Origin of the sequence: Azospirillum lipoferum (assembly GCF_024170005.1) — a bacterium.
GTDB classification, from domain to species: domain Bacteria; phylum Pseudomonadota; class Alphaproteobacteria; order Azospirillales; family Azospirillaceae; genus Azospirillum; species Azospirillum lipoferum.
In genome coordinates this window covers 405,597-424,728 of sequence record NZ_JALJXJ010000005.1, presented here as the reverse complement: position 1 = coordinate 424,728, position 19,132 = coordinate 405,597, and the positions used below count along the sequence as shown (strand labels likewise).

General features: G+C 69.2%; 14 protein-coding genes. 11 read left to right on the top strand and 3 right to left on the bottom strand.

Annotated features, from left to right (window positions below; translation table 11 throughout):
- Nucleotides 1-104: 104 nt before the first annotated feature.
- Entirely contained in the window at nucleotides 105-1,520 is a 1,416-nt protein-coding gene (locus J2848_RS14305) for an aminotransferase-like domain-containing protein (RefSeq protein WP_211103131.1), read from the top strand.
- Here the strand turns inward: J2848_RS14305 and J2848_RS14300 are convergent.
- Nucleotides 1,457-4,744: a PAS domain S-box protein gene (locus tag J2848_RS14300; protein ID WP_246193885.1), complete on the bottom strand. Its 3,288-nt coding sequence runs from the start codon at nucleotides 4,742-4,744 to the stop codon at nucleotides 1,457-1,459. The two genes, J2848_RS14305 and J2848_RS14300, sit on opposite strands and share 64 nt — an antisense overlap.
- 192 nt (nucleotides 4,745-4,936) lie before the next feature.
- The gene (locus tag J2848_RS14295; RefSeq protein ID WP_246193884.1) at nucleotides 4,937-5,953 is read right to left on the bottom strand and encodes a LysR family transcriptional regulator; all 1,017 of its coding nucleotides are present in this window, start codon (nucleotides 5,951-5,953) and stop codon (nucleotides 4,937-4,939) included.
- A 323-nt stretch (nucleotides 5,954-6,276) separates the two neighbouring features.
- Between J2848_RS14295 and J2848_RS14290 the strand changes: the two genes are divergently transcribed.
- The 10 genes from J2848_RS14290 (at nucleotide 6,277) to J2848_RS14245 (ending at nucleotide 18,138) form a co-directional block, all read left to right on the top strand.
- Nucleotides 6,277-7,599 (top strand): M20 family metallopeptidase, encoded by a 1,323-nt coding sequence (locus tag J2848_RS14290; protein WP_149231637.1) that lies wholly within the window; start codon nucleotides 6,277-6,279, stop codon nucleotides 7,597-7,599.
- A gap of 26 nt (nucleotides 7,600-7,625) precedes the next feature.
- Complete coding sequence (locus J2848_RS14285; protein WP_149231636.1) at nucleotides 7,626-8,417, top strand: class II aldolase/adducin family protein; 792 nt, start codon at nucleotides 7,626-7,628, stop codon at nucleotides 8,415-8,417.
- A gap of 82 nt (nucleotides 8,418-8,499) precedes the next feature.
- Nucleotides 8,500-10,155 (top strand): ABC transporter substrate-binding protein, encoded by a 1,656-nt coding sequence (locus J2848_RS14280; protein WP_149231635.1) that lies wholly within the window; start codon nucleotides 8,500-8,502, stop codon nucleotides 10,153-10,155.
- A 187-nt stretch (nucleotides 10,156-10,342) separates the two neighbouring features.
- Nucleotides 10,343-11,323 (top strand): ABC transporter permease, encoded by a 981-nt coding sequence (locus J2848_RS14275; protein WP_149231634.1) that lies wholly within the window; start codon nucleotides 10,343-10,345, stop codon nucleotides 11,321-11,323.
- On the top strand, nucleotides 11,320-12,162 hold the full coding sequence (locus J2848_RS14270) for an ABC transporter permease (RefSeq protein WP_149231633.1): 843 nt from the start codon (nucleotides 11,320-11,322) through the stop codon (nucleotides 12,160-12,162). Before J2848_RS14275 ends, J2848_RS14270 begins: the two co-directional genes overlap by 4 nt.
- Nucleotides 12,163-12,211: 49 nt before the next feature.
- A complete protein-coding gene (locus tag J2848_RS14265) occupies nucleotides 12,212-13,873 on the top strand; it encodes an ABC transporter ATP-binding protein (protein WP_170307043.1) in 1,662 nt (553 codons plus the stop codon).
- Nucleotides 13,874-14,854, top strand: a complete 981-nt coding sequence (locus J2848_RS14260) for a ketopantoate reductase family protein (protein WP_149231631.1) — start codon at nucleotides 13,874-13,876, stop codon at nucleotides 14,852-14,854.
- 53 nt (nucleotides 14,855-14,907) lie between these two features.
- Nucleotides 14,908-16,149, top strand: a complete 1,242-nt coding sequence (locus J2848_RS14255; protein ID WP_149231630.1) for a Zn-dependent hydrolase — start codon at nucleotides 14,908-14,910, stop codon at nucleotides 16,147-16,149.
- A 28-nt stretch (nucleotides 16,150-16,177) separates the two neighbouring features.
- Nucleotides 16,178-17,230: a histone deacetylase family protein gene (locus J2848_RS14250; RefSeq protein ID WP_149231629.1), complete on the top strand. Its 1,053-nt coding sequence runs from the start codon at nucleotides 16,178-16,180 to the stop codon at nucleotides 17,228-17,230.
- Nucleotides 17,227-18,138 carry a DMT family transporter gene (locus J2848_RS14245; RefSeq protein ID WP_149231628.1) on the top strand — a complete coding sequence of 304 codons (912 nt, stop codon included), beginning with the start codon at nucleotides 17,227-17,229 and terminating at the stop codon, nucleotides 18,136-18,138. Before J2848_RS14250 ends, J2848_RS14245 begins: the two co-directional genes overlap by 4 nt.
- A 71-nt stretch (nucleotides 18,139-18,209) precedes the next feature.
- On the opposite strand, the gene J2848_RS14240 is transcribed toward J2848_RS14245, so the two are convergent.
- Nucleotides 18,210-19,127 (bottom strand): ACP S-malonyltransferase, encoded by a 918-nt coding sequence (locus J2848_RS14240; RefSeq protein ID WP_149231627.1) that lies wholly within the window; start codon nucleotides 19,125-19,127, stop codon nucleotides 18,210-18,212.
- Nucleotides 19,128-19,132 lie beyond the last annotated feature (5 nt).

The following is a 19,132-nucleotide window of genomic DNA, read 5'->3' as shown; positions in this document are numbered from 1 at the left end:
CGATCCTAGCGCGATGCCCCCTGGCGGAGACAGGGACGGTCCCATACAATTTCACCAAACTGTACTGGTTCACAAATCCATACACTTCTCTGCGGTGAGGCATCATGGATAGAAGGGGCACGCGCACCGGCGAGGTGATGGAGGCGATCCGCCGCCGGATGGCGGGCCGGACGCTGTCACCGGGGGAAAAGCTGCCCTCGATCCGCAGCTTCGCCGCCACCATGGGCGTGTCGCCCTCGACCGTGGTGGAGGCCTATGACCGGCTGGCGGCGGAAGGCGTGATCCAGTCGCGGCCGGGGTCAGGCTTCTACGTGTCCGGCGCCCTGCCGCCGCTGGCATTGGCCGATGCGGAGCCGCGACGCGACCGTGCCATCGATCCCTTCTGGGTGTCGCGGCAGTCGCTCGATTCCGGGGCGGAGATGCTGAAGCCGGGATGCGGCTGGCTGCCGGCCGACTGGATGCCGAATGCGGCGATCCGCCGGGCGATCCGCCAGCTGGCGCGCGCCGATGACGGACTGCTGGCGGATTACGGCGGCACGCGCGGCTCCCTGCCCCTGCGCCGGCTGCTGGCGCGCCAGTTCGCCGACGAGGGGATTGCCGCCGGTGCCGACCAGATCCTGCTGACCGCCTCCGGAACCCAGGCGATCGACCTGATCTGCCGCTTCCTGCTGCGGCCGGGCGACACGGTTCTGGTCGACGATCCCTGCTATTTCAATTTCCAGGCGCTGCTGCGCGCCCATCAGGCACGGGTCGTCGGCGTACCCTACACGCGCACCGGACCGGATGCCGAGCTGTTCGCCCAGGCGCTGGCGGCGCACCGGCCGCGGCTCTACATCACCAATTCCGCCCTCCACAACCCGACCGGCGCCACGATGACGCCGCAGACCGCCCACCGGCTGCTCTGCGCCGCCGCGGCTCATGACCTGACCATCGTCGAGGACGACATCTTCGCCGGCTTCGAGCCCGAGCCGTCGCCACGTCTGGCCGCGCTGGACGGGCTGGCGCGTGTCATCCGGATCGGCAGCTTTTCCAAGACGCTGTCCGCCTCGATCCGCTGCGGCTACATCGCGGCGCGGCCGGACTGGGTGGAGGCTCTGGTCGATCTGCAGGTGGCGACCAATTTCGGCGGCCCCAGCCCCGCCGCGGCCGAACTGGTCTTCGCCACCCTGAACGACGGCAGTTATCGCAAGCATCTCGACGGTCTCCGCCGCCGTCTGGCACGGGTCCGGCGCGAGACGGCGGCGAAGCTGGAAGTGCTCGGCCTGCGGCCCTGGCTGATGCCGCGCGGCGGCTTCTATCTCTGGTGCAGCCTGCCCGACGGACGGAACGCCGCCGACCTCGCCCGAGCGGCCTTGCACGACAATGTCGTGCTCGCCCCCGGCGACGTGTTCAGCGTCTCCCATACGGCATCGGGCTTCCTGCGCTTCAACGTCGCCCAGATGGGCGAGCCACGGATCTACGATGTCCTGGCGCGGGCGATGGGAGGGGGGCTTCGTCCCACCGCCTCGTTCAGCGTCTGAAGCAGGGTATCGATCCGGTAGGGCTTGGACAGCACTGCGATGCCTTCGGTGCGGGCCACGTCCTCGCTGTAGCCGGTGGTCAGCACCACCGGCAGGCCGGGGCGCAGGATCGTGGCCTCGCGGCCGAGGTCGATGCCGCTCAGCCGGCCGGGCATCACCACGTCGGAGAAGAGCAGGTCGATCCGCTCCTCCCCGGCCAGCAGCGGCAGCGCCTCGTCGGCCGAGCCGGCGCGCAGCACGATCCAGCCGCTTTCCTCCAGCGCCGCCGCGACGGAGGAGGCGACGACCGGATCGTCCTCCACCATCAGCACCCGCGCGCCCTGGACGGAACCGGCGGCGGCATGGGCGGGAGTGGCCGGCACCCGCGGCGCGCCCCTGGTGGCGCGCAGCAGCAGAACGATGCGGGTCCCCTCCCCCGGCCGGCTTTCGATCCAGACCGTGCCGCCGGCCTGCCGCGCCAGCCCATAGACCTGCGCGAGACCGAGGCCGGAGCCCTTGCCGACCTCCTTGGTGGTGAAGAAGGGGTCGAAGGCCTTGGCCACCACCTCCGGCGCCATGCCGGTTCCGGTGTCGGCGACCGCCAGCCGCAGGAACTCGCCCTCAAGGCCGGTGACGTCACCGGGGCCGAGCGTCCGGTTCTCCGCCTCGATGGTCAGGGTGCCGCCGTCGGGCATCGCGTCGCGCGCGTTGACCGCCATGTTGATCAGCGCCAGTTCGAACTGGGTCGGGTCGGCCTCGATCGCGTGCAGGCCGGGGGCGAAGCGGGTCTCCAGCCGGATGTCGGCGCGCAGGGCGCGTTCCAGCAGTCCGGCCATGCCCAGCACGCGGTCGCGCACGTCGATCGGCTCCGGACGCAGGCTGTCGCGGCGGGCGAAGCCCATCAATTGCTGGACCAGCTTGGCGCCGCGGTCGACCGCCTGCATGCCGGCCTCCAGCAGCGGCGCCAGCCGCGGCTCCGCGCTGCGGCGGCCGATCATGGTCAGGCAACTGCTGAGCGCCTGGAGCAGGTTGTTGAAGTCGTGCGCCACACCGCCGGTCAGCTGGCCAAGCGCTTCCATCTTCTGGGCCTGCCGTAGCTGGTCCTCGGCCCGGCGCAGGGCGGCCTCGGATTCCTTGCGCGCCGTCACGTCGCGCCCCACCGCATGGATGAAGCGGTCGTCCGGCACCGCGGTCCAGGAGATCCAGCGATAGGACCCGTCCTTGTGGCGGTAGCGGTTCTCGAACCGCATGGTGGTCAGGCCCGATTCCAGCCGGCCGACTTCCGCCACCGTCGCCGCGTGATCGTCGGGATGGACGAAATCGAGGAAGGGGGCGCCCTGCAACTCCGACTCCTGCCAGCCGAGCAGGCTGGTCCAGGCCGGGTTGACCGCGCCGATCGTGCCGTCGAACCGCGCCACCAGCATGATGTCGGTCGATAGCCGCCATATGCGGTCGCGGTCGGCCGTCCGCTCCGCCACCCGCTGTTCCAGCGTCGCGTTCAGCGCGCGCAGGGCGTCTTCGGCGCGGCGGCGGTCGGTGATGTCGTAGCAGGCGCCGAGGACCCGTGTGCGTCCACCCTCTCCACCCTCGTCGCGCGTGACGGCCTGGGCGCGACGGGCGATCCAGCGCACGGCGCCGCTGCCGGGCCGGACGATACGGTATTCGACATAGCCCAACCCCTCCGTCGGCACCTGCCCCGGCTGGAGCGTGTTCAGGGTGGGCCGGTCCTCCGGATGGATCAGCGCGACCAGTTCCTCCAGCCGGACCAGCGAGCGCTCCTCGACGCCCCACAGGCGGCAGAATTCCGGCGATACCGCCAGCAGGCCGTCGGCACGCAGTTCGAAGGTGCCGACCCCGCCGGCATCCTGGGCGATGTGCAGCCGCTGCTGGCTCTCGCGCAACGCCTCTTCGGTCCGCTTCATGCCGGTGACGTCGCTGCCCTGGACGAACAGGCCCGTCACCTGACCCTGCTCGTCGCGGATCGGCTGGAAGACGAAAGTGACGAAGCGTTCCTCCAGCGGCGCGCCGGGCCGGCGGGCAATCCGCGCCGGCATCCCTTCCCCGACGAAGGGCTCCCCCGTCCGGTAAACCCGGTCGGCCAGTTCGAAGAAGCCCTGGCCGACGATCTCCGGCAACGCGTGGCGCGCCGGCTTGCCGATGATGTCGCGGCGGCCGATCAGCTCGAAATAGGCGTCGTTCGCCATCTCGTAGACATGGTCCGGCCCGCGCCAGACATACATGAAGCCCGGCGCCTGCCGGAACAGGGCGCGCAGCCGCTCCCCCTCCGCCCGCAGCCGCTCGTTGGCGCGCCGGACCTCGGCCTCCGCCTGCACGCGCTCCACCGCCGACCAGGTGCGTTCGGCCACCTCCCCGATCAGCTCGACCTCGTCGTCGCGCCAATGCCTGGGGCGGCGGTTGTGGACGTAGAGGGCGGCGACCATCCGGCCCTGCTTCACCAGACTGGCGGTGACGACAGCGGAGAAGTCCAGTGCGGCGAAGGCCGCCAGCAGGTCCGGCCTCGCGGTGCGCGGGTCCGTGGCCGCATCGTCGACGACCAGCGCCTCCCCCTTGCGCAGGGTCGCCAGCACCGGCTCGCCGAAGGCCAGCAGGTCATGGGTTCCGATATGGGAGGCGACCGTGCCGTCGGTCCAGTTGCGCTCCGTGGTGAAGAAGCGTTCGCTTTCATCCATCACGCCGTAGCCGACCCGGCTGGCGCCCAGGTGCCGGCCCAGCGCTTCCGCCGCCACGGTCACCACCTCCAGCGGATCGGTCAGCTCCCGCAGCCGCCGCTCCAGTTCGGCGTGGAAGGCCAGGCGCCGCCGGGTCCGCACCGCCGCCGTGGTCTCCGTCACGATGCAGAGGAAACCGCCGGCCTGCCCCGCCTCACCGGTGATCGGCGTGTAGGAGAAGGTGAAATAACAGTCCTCCCCCACGCCGCGCCGGTCCAGCGGGATCAGCATATCCTCGTGCAGGATCGACTCGCCGTCATAGGCCCGGCGAACGAAGTCGCAGACCTGCGGCCAGGCGTCCGGCCAGACCACCCTCATCGGCCGGCCCAGCGCCGCCGGGTGGCGGGTGCCCAGAATGTCCAGATAGGCGTCGTTGTAGAGGAAGGTGACGTCCGACCCCCAGCCGATGAACATCGCCTGCCGCGACCGCAGCATCAGGCCGACCGTGGCGCGAAGCTCCTGCGGCCATCCGTCCGGCGGGCCGATCGGCGTCACCGCCCAGTCATGGCCGCGCATGAGGGATCCCACCTCCCCCGCCCCCATCGGAAAGACGGGCGGAGAGTCCTCAGCGGATGACCGGCTCACCGGCATCGTCCGACGCCGGCAAGAAACGGATGACCTGGGGCGTTCATCAAACCAGTCGAAAAATCAGAGTCGAAACGAACCCGTTATCACATGCACGTAAGGAGCTTGATAGCTGTCCAATCGTCAGCCTCGAACGGGTTGCCCATCACGCCTCCCAGGCACCGGTTCGGCCAAGCCGGCAAGCTCCCGGGCCGGCGCCGTCGCCAGTGCGGTTTGCAGGTATTCCAGGAAGGCCCGCTCGGCACGGTTCAGCTTGGCCTGCTCGTTCCAGATCAGATGGACGTTGACCGGGGCGATGCCCTCATAGGGCGGCAGTTCCCACAGCAGGCCGTCGGCCACGTCGCGGGCGGCGATATGTTCGGGCAGCGGGCCGATGCCGAGGCCGCAGACGATCATCCGCCGCACCTCCTCCAGATTGGCGGACGACGCGACGACGCGGCCGGCGAAGCCTTCGCGCGCCCGGAACAGGGTCAGCGGCGACAGGGCGCCGTCGATCTGGTCGGAGGTGAAGGAGACGAAACTCTCGTGCCGCAGTTCGGCGATGTCGATGTCGCGCTGGCCGAACAGGCGGAAATCCGGGCCGCAATAGAGGCGGTAGGTCTGGCGCAGGAAGATCTGGCTCGACAGGCCGGGGATCGGTTCGCGCAGCAGGCAGATCGCCATGGCGCCGACCCGCTGCTGCAAGGCGATGTGGGCGTCGGCCGAGGCCATGACGTCGATGCGGAAGGTCACCAGCGGGTACAGGCGGTGGAACTCCCGCAGCGAGCGGTCGAGCAGCGGCGTCTGGATGCGGCTGGTCATCAGGATATGGACATGGCCGCTGACCTCGTCCTTGGCGTCGCGCACCAGGGCGCCGAGACGGGACACGGTGGCGTGGATCGATACCGCCTCGTCATAGACCTGTTCCCCGGCGGCGGTGACGGCGAAGCGGCCGGGGCCACGGTCGATCAGCGTGCGGCCAAGCTGCTCCTCCAGCCGCTTCAGGGCGAGGCTGACCGCCGGCTGCGTCAAAAACAGGCGGACCGCGGCCTTGGTTATGCTGCCCTCCTGCACGATGACCATGAAGGTGCGCAGCAGATTCCAGTCCATCTGCTGGCCCAGGCGGGCCAGGGCCTGCCGTTCCGCCTCGGTTTCGTTCACCGTCCCGCCCTCTTCTTCGATGCCCGATTCCGGTGCATTCGTGTCGCCGCCCAAATTCTACGCACATGAATGCGCTGTGAGCAACTGCGGCATAAATCAGATTCATGGGCGAAATGAAAAATGCTTATTTGCCTGATCGATTTGGCGGCTGCCTAATCGACACATGGCGACCCTCAAACATCGCCACGCCGGACACTGCATAACACACCGTTATGGCGGCCATATCCATTTGGGATAGGCCGTAACGCAAACGCTTCGTCTTTTTCCACCCGCCCGCGCAATCATATCGCAGCGGCGAAGAGGATTCGGGCAGAGGAGTCTGAATGACACGCGATACGGCCGACCGTCTCGATCCGGCATTGCCGGATGCGGGACTGCGCGCGGCGATCCTGGTTGCCGCCGACGAGGTGCAGAGCGACTGCGTCGCTCATCTCTCCGACCTCGTCCGCCAGCGGTCGCTGCTGGGGGAGGAGGCCGGGGCACAGGCGCTGATGGCCGACCGCTTCGCCGCGCTGGGGTTGGAGGTCGACCGCTTCGACATCGACGAGCAGGCGATCTCCCGGATGCCGGGCTTTTCGCCGCCGGTGCTGCCCGGGGCCTATGCCGGGCGCGAGAATGTCGTCGGCGTCCACAGGCCGCGCGAGGCGAAGGGCCGCTCGCTGATCCTGAACGGCCACATCGACGTGGTGCCGACCGGCCCGGCCGAGCTGTGGACCACCCCGCCCTTCGAACCGCGGATCGAGGGCGGGCGCCTCTACGGCCGCGGGGCCGGCGACATGAAGGCCGGCATCGCCGCCTACACCGCCGCTTTCTCAGCGTTGCGCAGCCTGGGCTACCAGCCGGCCGCCCCGGTCTATCTCCAGTCGGTGATCGAGGAGGAGTGCACCGGCAACGGCGCGCTCGCCTGCCTGCATCGCGGCTACCGCGCCGACGCGGCGGTGATCCCGGAGCCGTTCAACCATTCCATCTCCGTCGCCCAGGTCGGCGTGATGTGGCTGCGGCTGGTGCTGACCGGCACGCCGGCCCATGTTCTGGACACCTCCGCCGGGGTCAACGCCATCGAGGCGGCCTATGCGCTGGCGGCGCATCTGAAGGCGCTGGAGGTGCGGTGGAACGAGCCGTCCTGCCGCCATCCCGCCTTCTGCGGCCATGCCCATCCCGTCAACGTCAATCTCGGCCGGATCGAGGGCGGAGAGTGGCCGTCGTCAGTCCCGACGCGTTGCGCGCTCGACCTCCGGCTCGGCTTCTTCCCCGGGCAGGAGCCGGAGGCGGTCCGCGCCGAGGTGACCCGGGCGGTGGAGCAGGCGCGCTCCACCGACCCGGCCCTGTCCGGCGTCGGGATCGAGTTGCACTGGAACGGCTTCCAGGCCGCCGGTTGCGAGATCGACCCGGCCCACCCGCTGGTCACTATGCTGGCCGACAGCCACCGCGCCGTGCGCGGCGGCGACGCGGAACTGGTGGCGCTGACCTGCACCACCGACGCCCGCTTCTTCCAGCTCTATGGCGACACGCCCGCCACCTGCTACGGCCCGGAGGCGACGCGTATCCACGGCATCGACGAATCGGTGTCGCTGGACAGCCTGCGTGACGTGACCCGCGTGCTGGCGCTGTTCATCGCCGGCTGGTGCGGCCTGGAACCCATCTGACCCCTTAGCCTGACGAGACCCGCCCGATGACCGCCGCCACTCTTAAAGCCAATGCCGCCCACTCCCCGCATGCCAGCGGCACCTATTCCGACGTGGAGTGGAAGGCCCGCACCGATCTGGCCGCCGCCTACAAACTGTTCGACCGGTTGGGCATGACCGACCTGATCTACACGCACATGTCGGCGCGGATTCCCGACACGCCCGACCATTTCCTGATCAACCCCTACGGCCTGATGTTCCACGAGGTGACACCCGACAACCTCGTGAAGGTCGACATCGACGGCAATTTGGTGGACCGCCGCGACGGCGACGAGATCAACCCGGCCGGCTTCACCATCCACAGCGCCGTGCACCACGCCCGTCCGGATGTCGGCGCCGTCATTCACCTGCACACCGACGCCGGCATGGCGGTCAGCGCCCAGGCCGACGGGCTGCTGCCGATCACCCAGCATTCGCTGCGCTGGTACAACCGCATCGCCTACCATACCTACGAGGGCATCGCGCTCGATCTGGCGGAGCGGGAACGGCTGGTGGCCGATCTGGGCAACCACCACAGCATGATCCTGCGCAACCACGGCCTGCTGACCGTCGGCCAGGACGTCGCCGAGGCAGCCGTGCTGATGTATTACCTGGAGCAGGCCTGCAAGCAGCAGATCATGGCGATGGCCGGCGGCCGGCCGCTGGTCTACCCCCCGCCCGAGGTGTGCGAGCACACCGCCCAGCAATATGAACGCGCCTATCCGCGCGCCGGCGTCCTGGAATGGGATTCGCTGCTGCGCTGGCTCGACAGCACCACCGGCCCGACGGGGCCGCGCTGATCCGCCCGCCTTTTTCAAAAGAAGAACGAAGACGACAGGGTCGCAAACCACAACGACACCATCTGGAGACGAGGACACCCGCATGACACGACGCCTTTCCGGTATCCCCGCCAGCCTCCAACGCGGATTCACCCGCGGGTTCCACCGCGCAGCCGCCGCCGGCCTGCTGGCCGCGGCACTCGCCATTCCCGGCACCGCGGCGCTGGTCGCCGCTCCCGCCATGGCCCAGGAGACGCCGGTCCGCGGCGGTGTCCTCAACTCCATCGTCCAGCCGGAACCGCCGACCCTGATGCTGGGCCTGAACCAGCAGGGACCGACCCAGACCGTCGCCGGCAAGATCTATCAGGGGCTGCTGACCTACGACCGCAAGCTCACCCCGATGCCGTCGCTCGCCGAAAGCTGGACGGTGTCGCCGGATGGCCTGACCTACACCTTCAAGCTGTACCAGAACGTCAAGTGGCATGACGGCAAGCCGTTCAGCGCCGCCGACGTGGTGTTCTCCACCTCCAAGTTCCTGATGGAGGTCCACCCGCGCGCCCGCGCCGTGTTCAGCCGTTGCGAATCGATCAAGGCGCTGGACGACCACACCGTCGAATTCAAGCTGAAGGAGCCGTTCCCGGCCTTCATCCAGGCCTTCGAGGTATCGTCGGCCCCGATCGTCCCGGCCCATATCTACGAGGGCAGCGACTACCGCGCCAACCCGGCCAACACCACGCCGATCGGCACCGGCCCGTTCAAGCTGAAGGAATGGGTCAAGGGCAGCCACATCCAGCTCGTCCGCAACGAGGACTATTACAAGAAGGACCTGCCCTATCTCGACGGCATCACTTTCCGCGTGATCCCGGATGCCGCCAGCCGGTCGCTGGCGCTGGAAAGCGGGCAGGTGCAGCAGACCCAGTACAGCGACCTGGAGCCCTTCGAGGTTCCGCGCATGAAGACGCTGCCCAACGTGACCCTGACCACCGAGGGCTACGAGTTCGTGGCGCCGATGGCGTGGCTGGAGATCAACCACCGGGTCAAGCCGCTGGACGACAAGCGCTTCCGCAAGGCGATCGCCTACGCCATCGACCGCAAGTTCATCCGCGACAAGATCTGGTTCGGCCTCGGCCGCGTGCCGACCGGCCCGGTCAACTCGGTGGTGAAGTTCTACGATCCCAAGGTCACGACCTACGAGCCGAGCCCGGATAAGGCCAAGGCCCTGCTGGACGAGATGGGTCTGAAGCCCGACGCCAAGGGCGTGCGCGCCACCGTCAAGCTGATGCCGATGCCCTATGGCGAGACCTGGACCCGGCTGGGCGAGTATCTGAAGCAGGCGCTGGGCAAGGTCGGCGTCGCCGTGGTTCTGGAAAGCACCGACGCCGCCGGCTGGGCGCAGCGCGTCGCCAACTGGGACTACGAGATCACCACCAACTTCCTCTACCAGTACGGCGACCCGGCGCTGGGCGTGGCGCGCACCTACATCTCGTCCAACATCCGCAAGGGCGTGCTGTTCACCAACACCATGGGCTATTCCAACCCGAAGGTGGACGAGCTGTTCGACCAGGCCTCGCGCGAGAACGACCCGGCCAAGCGCCAGGAGCAGTACAGCGAGGTCCAGCGCATCCTGTCCGACGACCTGCCGGTGGTGTGGCTGCTGGAGATGGAATTCCCGACCTTCCTCGACAAGCGCGTGAAGAACGCCAACACGACGGCCATCGGTGTCAACGACACCTATGAGAGCGTCTGGCTGGCGAAGTAACGAGACCCTGCTCACTTCCCCTCTCCCCCCCGGGGAGAGGGTAGGGTGAGGGGGACGCGCGGCGGCCCCTCCCCGAGAATCCACGCTATGCACCCCCCTCACCCCGACCCTCTCCCCGGGGGGGAGAGGGGGAATTATGTGAGCGGGTGAGAGGCCAGAGCGCGGCAATTGAAATAGGACCACGCCCATGCTGGGATTCGCCCAACTCTTCGCGAGCCGCCTGGTCAAGGCCGCCGCGATCCTGATCGCCATCGTGGTGATGAACTTCTTCCTCGTCCATGCCGCCCCCGGCGATCCGGCCATGGTGATGGCGGGCGAGGCGGGGGCCGCCGACGAGAAGTTCGTGGCGCAGCTGCGCGAGCAGTTCGGGCTCGACCGGCCGCTCTACGAACAGCTCGGCACCTATGTCGGCAAAATCGTGCAGGGCGATCTCGGCTTCTCCTACCGCCAGCAGCGGCCGGTCTGGGACATCCTGGCGGAACGGCTGCCGGCGACGCTGGTGCTGACGCTGACCGCCTTCCTGCTGGCGCTCGCCGCCGGCGTGGCGCTGGGCACGCTGGCGGCGGTCGCCGTCGGCACCTGGGCCGACAGCGCCATCACCGTCCTCGCGCTGCTGGCCTATGCCACGCCGATCTACTGGATCGGACTGATGCTGAGCCTGCTGTTCTCCATCCAGCTCGGCTGGCTGCCGGCCTTCGGATACGAGACCATCGGCGCCGGCTACACCGGGCTGGCGCATGTGGCGGACGTGGCGGTCCACCTGATCCTGCCGGTCATCACGCTGGCGCTGTTCTACATGGCGAGCTACGCCCGCCTGACCCGTGCCTCGATGCTGGAGGTGCGCGGCCTCGACTTCGTCAAGACGGCCAAGGCCAAGGGCCTGACCCAGAGCCGCATCGTCACCCGCCATGTCCTGCGCAACGCCATCCTGCCGGTCATCACCGTGGCGGGCATCCAGGCCGGACAGCTGGTCGGCGGCTCCATCCTGATCGAGACGGTGTTCGCCTGGCCCGGCATCGGCCGGCTGGCCTTCGAGGCGGTGCTGCAGCGCGACTATCAGGTGCTGCTGGGCATCTTCCTGGTCACGTCGATCATGGTGATCCTCTTCAACATCCTGACCGACATCCTCTACGGCCTCGTCGATCCGCGTATCCAGGTGTCGCAATGATCAAATCCGATTTCTGGCGGGCCTTCGTCCGCAACAAGGGTGCGGTCCTGGGGCTGGTGATCCTGGTCGCCATCGTCGTGCTGGCCGTGTTCGCCTCCGTCTTCTTCCCCGGCGACCCGTGGGAGATGGCAACCGCGCCCTTCCAGCCTCCGCTGTCCGAAGACGCCCTGCTGGGATCCGACATGCTGGGCCGCGACATCGCGTCGGGCATCGCCCACGGGGCGCGGGTGTCGCTGCTGATCGGCCTGACCTCCACCGCCGCGGCACTCGCCATCGGCGTCACGCTCGGGGCGCTGGCCGGTTTCCATGGCGGCAAGGTGGACGACGCCATCATGCGCTTCACCGAACTGTTCCAGACCATTCCCAACTTCGTGCTGGCCGTGGTGCTGGTCGCCATCTTCACCCCCAGCCTGACCACCATCGTCGCCGCAATCGCCATCGTCAGCTGGCCGCCGCTGGCCCGCCTCGCCCGCGCCGAGTTCCTCAGCCTGCGCACCCGCGAGTTCGTCCAGGCCGCCATCACCACCGGCCAGAGCAACAGCACCATCATCCTGCGCCAGATCCTGCCGAACAGCCTGTCGCCGATCATCGTGTCGGCCTCGCTGATGGTGGCGACCGCCATCCTGCTGGAAAGCTCGCTGAGCTTCCTCGGCCTCGGCGATCCCAACGCCATGAGCTGGGGCTACATGATCGGCGCCGCCCGCACGGTGATCCGGCAGGCCTGGTGGATGAGCGTCTTCCCCGGTCTCGCCATCGTGCTGACCGTGCTGGCGCTGAACCTCGTCGGCGAGGGGCTGAACGACGCCCTGAACCCGAAGCTCGCCCGGTCGCGGGGGTGACGCGATGAACCGGTTCGACGTTATGCGCACACCCGTGGAGACCGCCGCCATGACCACGCCCCTACTCGACGTGCCTCTTTTGGATGTGCGGGGCCTCAGCATCGCGTTGCCGCCGGGCGCCGACCGCCCGCTGGCGGTGGACAACCTGACCTTCACCCTGAACCCCGACGAGATCCTCTGCGTGGTCGGCGAGTCCGGCTCCGGCAAGTCGATGACCGCGCATGCCATGATGGGCCTGCTGCCTGCCCCCCATGTCCGGGTCGCCGGCGGCAGCCTGCTGTTCAAGGGCAAGGACGTGCTGGCCATGCCGGAGGCGGAGCAGCGGAGCTTGCGCGGCGGCCGCATTGCCATGGTGTTCCAGGAGCCGATGACCGCGCTGAACCCGCTGATGCGGGTCGGCCGCCAGATCGGAGAATCCCTGCGCGAACACACCGACCTGCCCGCCCCCGCCCGCCGCGCCCGCGTGGTGGAGCTGCTGGCCCAGGTCGGGCTGCCCAACCCGGCCGAACTGGCCGAGGCCTATCCCTTCCGCCTGTCGGGCGGTCAGCGCCAGCGTGTGATGATCGCCATGGCGCTGGCCTGCCAGCCCGACATCCTGATCGCCGACGAGCCGACCACGGCCCTGGACGTCACCACCCAGAAGCAGATCCTCGACCTGATCCGCTCGATCCAGGCCGAGCGCCACATGGGCATGATGTTCATCACCCACGACTTCGGCGTGGTGGCGGAGATCGCCCACCGGGTGGCGGTGATGCGCCATGGCAAGCTGGTGGAATATGGTGCGGCGTCCGACGTGCTGAACCGGCCGCAGCATCCCTACACCCGGCAGTTGATCGCCTCGGTCCCGCACTACATCGAGCACCGCGACGACCATGCCAAGGCCGGTGCCCCGCTGCTGGTCGCCGACAAGGTGCGCAAGGTGTTCCATGTCGGCGGCGGCCTGTTCAAGAAGTCCAAGCAGGTGGTGGCCGGCGACGACCTGTCGCTGACCATCCATCCCGGCGAAACGGTCGGGCTGGTCGGCGAGTCCGGGTCGGGCAAATCAACGCTCGGCCGCTCCATCGTCGGGCTGATCAAGCCGGACTCGGGGCGCATCCTGTTCGAAGGCACCGACCTGCTGGCGCTCGACCGCAAGGGCTTCCGCCCTTACCGCCGGGCGGTGCAGATGGTGTTCCAGGATCCCTACGCCTCGCTGAACCCACGCCACCGCGTCGGCGACATCGTGGCCCAAGGGCCGGTCGCCTTCGGCGAGGACCGCAACAGGGCGCTGGTCCGCGCGCGGGAGTTGCTGGCGATGGTCGGGCTCGACGGTTCGGCCGCCGACCGTTTCCCGCACGAATTCTCCGGAGGCCAGCGCCAGCGCATCGGCATCGCCCGGGCGCTCGCCATGGAGCCGAAGCTGCTGGTGGCGGACGAGCCGGTCTCGGCGCTCGACGTCTCGGTGCAGGGGCAGGTGCTGGAACTGCTGGACGACATCCGCAGGCGGCTGAACCTCGCCATGCTGTTCATCACCCACGATCTGCGGGTGGCGGCCCAGGTCTGCGACACCATTGCGGTGATGCGCCGCGGCCGGATCGTCGAGATGGGCACCGCGCGCGAAGTCTTCACCCATCCGCGCGACGCCTACACCCGCAGCCTGCTCGACGCCATTCCGGGGAAGTCCTGGCACATCCCGGACGACCTGCAAAAAGTTCCGGCAGGAGCGCACTGAATGAAGGTCGCCATCATCGGGGCCGGCGCGGTCGGCGGTCTGCTGGCCGCCCGGCTGAGTGCCACGGAGGCCGAGGTGACGCTGGTCGCCCGGCCGAACGCGGCATCGGCCATCCGCCGCAACGGCCTGACCATGGTGACGCCGCTGAACCGCGTCGCCCGGCTCACCCCCCGCGTTACCGACGACAGCCTGTCGCTGGGGCCGCAGGATCTGGTGTTCCTCTGCGTCAAGGCCCATGCGCTGCGCGGCACCATCGACACGCTGGCCCCGCTGCTGGGGCCGGAGACTGCCATCGTGCCGATGATCAACGGCATCCCGTGGTGGTATCCGCACCGCCAGCCGGAACCGCTGGCCGACCGGCCGCTCGCCAGCGTCGACCCCGACGGGCTGCTGTGGCGCACCATCGATCCGGACCGGTTGGTGGGGGCGACCAGCTTCGTCGCCGTGGAGGGCGATGGCCCCTGCCGCATCCGCCATGTCAGCGACCAGCGCTTCGTTTTCGGCGATGCGGGAGATCGCGACAACCCGGCGGTCGACCGCATCGTCACGCTGTTCGGGCAGGCGGGCTTCCAGCCGGCGAAGACCGCCGACATCCGGCAGGCGATCTGGGTGAAGCTGTGGGGCAACCTCGCCTTCAATCCCTTGAGCGTGCTGACCGGATCGACGCTCGGCCGGCTGTGCAACGACCCCGGCACGCGCGAGACCGGCCGCGCCATGATGCTGGAGGCCAAGGCTGTGGCGGAAAGGCTGGGCGTGGTCTTCACCACCAGCGTCGACGAGCGCATCGCCATGGCCGCCGGCGTCGGCGACTTCAAGACGTCCATGTTGCAGGACTATGAGGCCGGCCGCCGGCTGGAACTGGACGCCATCCTGGGATCGGTGATCGAGCTGGCCGAACGAACCGGTGTAGCTGTGCCGATGCTGCGCGCCGTGCTGGCGATGGTCGATCTGCGGGCGCGGGAGCGGCGGGAGGCGGCCTGACCGCGCCCCGTTACCCCTGCCATCAACGAAAAAAGCTTTTGCGTGGAGTTTCCATGTCCCTCCCCTCCAATCTGCCCATCGACGGCCCACGCCTGTGGGACAGCCTCGCCGAGATGGCGAAGATCGGCGCAACCGCGAAGGGCGGCAGCTGCCGCCTTGCCCTGTCGGACGAGGACAAGGCCGGCCGCGACCTGTTCGTCTCCTGGTGCGAGGCCGCCGGCTGCACCGTGACCGTCGACCGTATCGGCAACATCTTCGCCCGCCGCAGGGGCCGCGACGACAGCCTGCCTCCAGTGGTGATGGGCAGCCATCTCGACACCCAGCCGACCGGCGGGCGCTTCGACGGCGTGTTCGGCGTGCTGGCGGCGCTGGAGGTGGTGCGCTCGCTGAACGACCGCGGGGTGGAGACCCTGCACCCGATCGAGGTCGCGGTGTGGACCAACGAGGAAGGCTCCCGCTTCTCGCCGCCGATGATGGGATCGGGCGTCGTCACCGGCGTCTTCACGCTGGAGGAAATCCTCGACAAGGTGGCGCAGGACGGTGCGCGCCTCGGCGACGAACTGGTCCGCACCGGCTATGCCGGCGAGGCTCCGGTCGACCACCCGATGCACGCCTATCTGGAGGCCCACATCGAACAGGGGCCGGTGCTGGAGGTCGAGGGCAAGGAGATCGGAATCGTCACCGGTGCGCAGGGCCAGCGCTGGTACGAGGTGACGGTGACCGGGGTCGAGGCCCATGCCGGCCCGACGCCGATGCGGCTGCGCCGCGACGCGCTGGTCGCCGCCTCCGCCATGGTGCAGGCGGTGCAGCGCGTCGGGCTGGAGACGGCGGGCGATGCTTGCGCCACCGTCGGCATCCTCGATGTCCATCCCCATTCGCGCAACGTCATCCCCGGCCGGGTCTTCTTCACCGTCGATTTGCGCCATCCGGATGCCGACACGCTGGCCGACATGGACCGCCGCTTCCGTGCCGCCGTCGCGGCGATCGCCGAACAGCATGGGGTGGGCGCGGAGATCGCCGATTTCTGGCATTTCCCGCCGACACCCTTCGCCAGGCCGCTGGTCGACCGGGTGCGCGAGGCGGCCAGCGGCTTCGGCTTCAGCCATCGCGACATCGTGTCGGGCGCCGGCCATGACGCGGTCTATGTGGCGGGCAAGGTGCCGACGGCGATGATCTTCATCCCCTGCGAGGACGGCATCAGCCACAACGAGGTCGAGAACATCGCCCCCGCCGATGGTGCCCGCGGCGCCGCCGTGCTGTTCGAAACGCTGGTTGCCACGGCCGGCAGGCCCTGAACGCATAAGCTCCCCCGGAGAGTCCGCCATGAAGTTCGTCCATCATCCCGACGCCGCCCTGCACCGTCCCGCCACCTATTTCAACAAGGGCCTGCTGCGCGCCCTGCCGGAGAAGCCGGAGCGGGTCGGCGCGCTGGCCTCGCTGATCGAGAAGCGCGGGGAGAGTCTCATCCTGCCCGACGATTACGGCTCCGCCCCGCGCGCCGCCGTGCACACCCCCGCCTATCTCGCCTTCCTGGAGACGGCGCACGCGCGCTGGGTGGCGGCAGGCGACATGGGCGATGTGGTGCTGCCCAACGTCCACCGCATGCAGGCCGCCCCCAACTACCCCACCGGCATCGTCGGTCAGGCCGGCTGGCACATGTTCGACACCGCCTGCCCGATCGGCGAGGGCACCTGGGCCGCCACCTGTGCTGCGACCAACGCCGCCATCCATGCGGCGAAGCTGGTCGCCACCGGGGCCGACAGCGCGGCCTATGCGCTGTGCCGGCCGCCGGGGCACCATGCCACCCGCGACATGGCCGGCGGCTTCTGTTACCTCAACCATGTCGCCGTCGCCGCGGAATCGGTGCTGCCGCTGCTGCGCGCCCAGGGCCGGCAGGCGCGGGTGGCGATCATCGACGTGGACGTCCATCACGGCAACGGCACCCAGGACATCTTCTACGAGCGCGACGACGTGTTCTTCGTCTCGGTCCACGGCGACCCGGCGGAGTTCTATCCCCACATGGCCGGCTATGCGCAGGAGCGCGGTATCGGCCGCGGCGAGGGCTACACCCTGAACCTGCCGCTGCCGATCGGCAGCGACGAGGCGACGGTCCTGACGACCATCGGCAAGGGCCTGGACGCGATCCGGCGCTTCGCGCCGGAGATGCTGTTCGTCTCGCTGGGCTTCGACACCTTCATCAACGACCCACTGGCCGCCTTCGGCGTCACCACGCCGGGCTTTGCCCGCATGGGCGCGCTGATCGCCGCCGCCGGCCTGCCGACGGTGCTGGTGCAGGAAGGCGGATACGCCATCGACGACCTGTCCGCCAACCTGTCGAGCTTTCTCGACGGATTTGAAGGCAAGACAGCGGCATGACCGCCATCGCCGCCAGCGGCACCGGCCGCGATCCGGTCAAATACCTGCTGATCGCTGCCATCAGCCTGTTCTGGGGCCTGAACTGGCCGGCGGTGAAGACGATCCTGACGCAGGTGCCGATCTTCAGCCTGCGCGCCATCGGCTTCACCGCCGGGGCGGTGCTGCTGCTGGGGGCGGCGCGGCTGGCCGGGCACCGGCTGCGGGTGGAGCGGGGGGAATGGCCGGCACTGGTGGCGGCGGGGCTGTGCAACGTGCTGGTCTTCAACCTGTGCACGGCGCTGGGGCAAAGCCTGATGGCGACCTCCCAGGCGGCGATCGTCGCCTTCACCATGCCGGTGTGGGCGACCCTGCTGGCGATTCCGCTGCTGGGCGAGCGTCCGGGGCCGCGCCAGATCGTCGGACTGGCCTGCGGCCTGTCCGGGCTGCTGATCCTGCTGGGGCCGGAGGCGCTGACGGCGCCGCCGTCCGCCCTGGCCGGGCCGGCTGTGATGCTGGTGTCGGCGGTGGCCTGGGCGCTCGGCACCATCGTGATGAAGCGGCGGGTGTGGCGCACCCATCCGATGGTCATCACCGGCTGGCAGTATGTGCTCTGCGCCCTGCCGATGATCGGGCTGGCGGCGACCGAGGCCCGCCCCGCCCTGGCCGAACTTCACCCGGCAGTCTGGGTGGGCTTCGCCTGGCACATCGTCTGTTCGATCTGCGTGGCGCAGGCGCTGTGGTACGTCACCGTCCGCCGCCTGACGGTGGGAGAGGCAGCGGTCAGCACCCTGCTGATCCCGGTCGTCGGGGTGGGCGGTGCGGTGCTGCTGCTGGGCGACCCGGTGACGCCGCGGCTGGCGGCGGCGCTGGTGCTGATCCTGGCCGCCGTCGCCTGCGTGCTGGGGCCGAAGCCGGGTGGGCGCAGGTGACATCTTCCAACCTGCGAAAATCCCCCTCTCCCCCCTGGGGAGAGGGGATTCTCCTGCGACCTACAGCATAATCACCCCAGTTGCCGCTCCACCCAGGCGCCGGCGCCGGACAGGCTGCGGAAATCAGCGATGGAGCGGACGGCCAGATCGGGGTGCCGCTCGGCGGCCATCCGCGCCAGCGCGTTGCCGGGGCCGGTTTCCAGCAGGACGGTGCAACCCATCTCGATCAGCCCGTCCAGGCAGGCGGCCCAGGCGACTGTGTCCGTCATCTGGCGGGTCAGCGCCGTGACCGCCCGTTCGCGGGTGTAGACCGGGGTGCCGTCGATGCCGGCCAGCACCGGCAGCGGCGGAGCTTGCAGGCCGCTCGCCACCAGGATCGGGCCGAACTCCACTGCCGCAGGCGTCATCAGGCGGGTGTGAGAGGCGACGGTCACCGGCAGCGGCGTCACCGTGCCGCCCAGCGCGACGACCGTCCGCTCCACGGCTGTCAGCGTCGTCCTCCGGGCACCGATCACGAACCGGTCGGCGCCGTTCTCAATGGCGATGTCCGCACCGCAGTCACGGCAGACCGCCTCCAGCTTCGGCCGGTCGAGCCCACGCACGGCAAGCAGACCGCCCGGCTGGGGGTCGGCGTGGTCCATCGCCTTGGCGCGTCGGACGGCCAGCCGCAACAACTCATCGGCATCGAGCGCACCGGCGACATGATAGGCCGACAGCTCTCCAAGGCTGTAGCCGGCCACCGCCCGCAGCGGTGGCAGATGGGGACGCAGGGCCGCCCAGGTCGCCGCCTGGACCGCACAGAGCAAAGGCTGGGCGAGGGCGTTGCGCTGCATTTCCGCCTCCGGCCCGGCCACCAGCGCGCGCGGATCGTGGCCCATCACCGTGGCGGCCCGGTCCAGCACGGCTTGCGCCACCGGTTCCCGCCGCAGCATGTCCAGCATGCCCGGCCCCTGCCCGCCCTGGCCGGAGCAGAGGATGCCCAGCGTCACGACGG

What these genes read in the sequence shown, in the direction of transcription:
- J2848_RS14305 (WP_211103131.1), top strand. Translation starts at nt 105, where the DNA reads ATGGATAGAAGGGGCACGCGCACCGGCGAGGTGATGGAGGCGATCCGC.
- J2848_RS14300 (WP_246193885.1), bottom strand. Translation starts at nt 4,744, where the DNA reads ATGCGCGGCCATGACTGGGCGGTGACGCCGATCGGCCCGCCGGACGGA.
- J2848_RS14290 (WP_149231637.1), top strand. Translation starts at nt 6,277, where the DNA reads ATGACACGCGATACGGCCGACCGTCTCGATCCGGCATTGCCGGATGCG.
- J2848_RS14285 (WP_149231636.1), top strand. Translation starts at nt 7,626, where the DNA reads ATGACCGCCGCCACTCTTAAAGCCAATGCCGCCCACTCCCCGCATGCC.
- J2848_RS14280 (WP_149231635.1), top strand. Translation starts at nt 8,500, where the DNA reads ATGACACGACGCCTTTCCGGTATCCCCGCCAGCCTCCAACGCGGATTC.
- J2848_RS14275 (WP_149231634.1), top strand. Translation starts at nt 10,343, where the DNA reads ATGCTGGGATTCGCCCAACTCTTCGCGAGCCGCCTGGTCAAGGCCGCC.
- J2848_RS14270 (WP_149231633.1), top strand. Translation starts at nt 11,320, where the DNA reads ATGATCAAATCCGATTTCTGGCGGGCCTTCGTCCGCAACAAGGGTGCG.
- J2848_RS14265 (WP_170307043.1), top strand. Translation starts at nt 12,212, where the DNA reads ATGACCACGCCCCTACTCGACGTGCCTCTTTTGGATGTGCGGGGCCTC.
- J2848_RS14260 (WP_149231631.1), top strand. Translation starts at nt 13,874, where the DNA reads ATGAAGGTCGCCATCATCGGGGCCGGCGCGGTCGGCGGTCTGCTGGCC.
- J2848_RS14255 (WP_149231630.1), top strand. Translation starts at nt 14,908, where the DNA reads ATGTCCCTCCCCTCCAATCTGCCCATCGACGGCCCACGCCTGTGGGAC.
- J2848_RS14250 (WP_149231629.1), top strand. Translation starts at nt 16,178, where the DNA reads ATGAAGTTCGTCCATCATCCCGACGCCGCCCTGCACCGTCCCGCCACC.
- J2848_RS14245 (WP_149231628.1), top strand. Translation starts at nt 17,227, where the DNA reads ATGACCGCCATCGCCGCCAGCGGCACCGGCCGCGATCCGGTCAAATAC.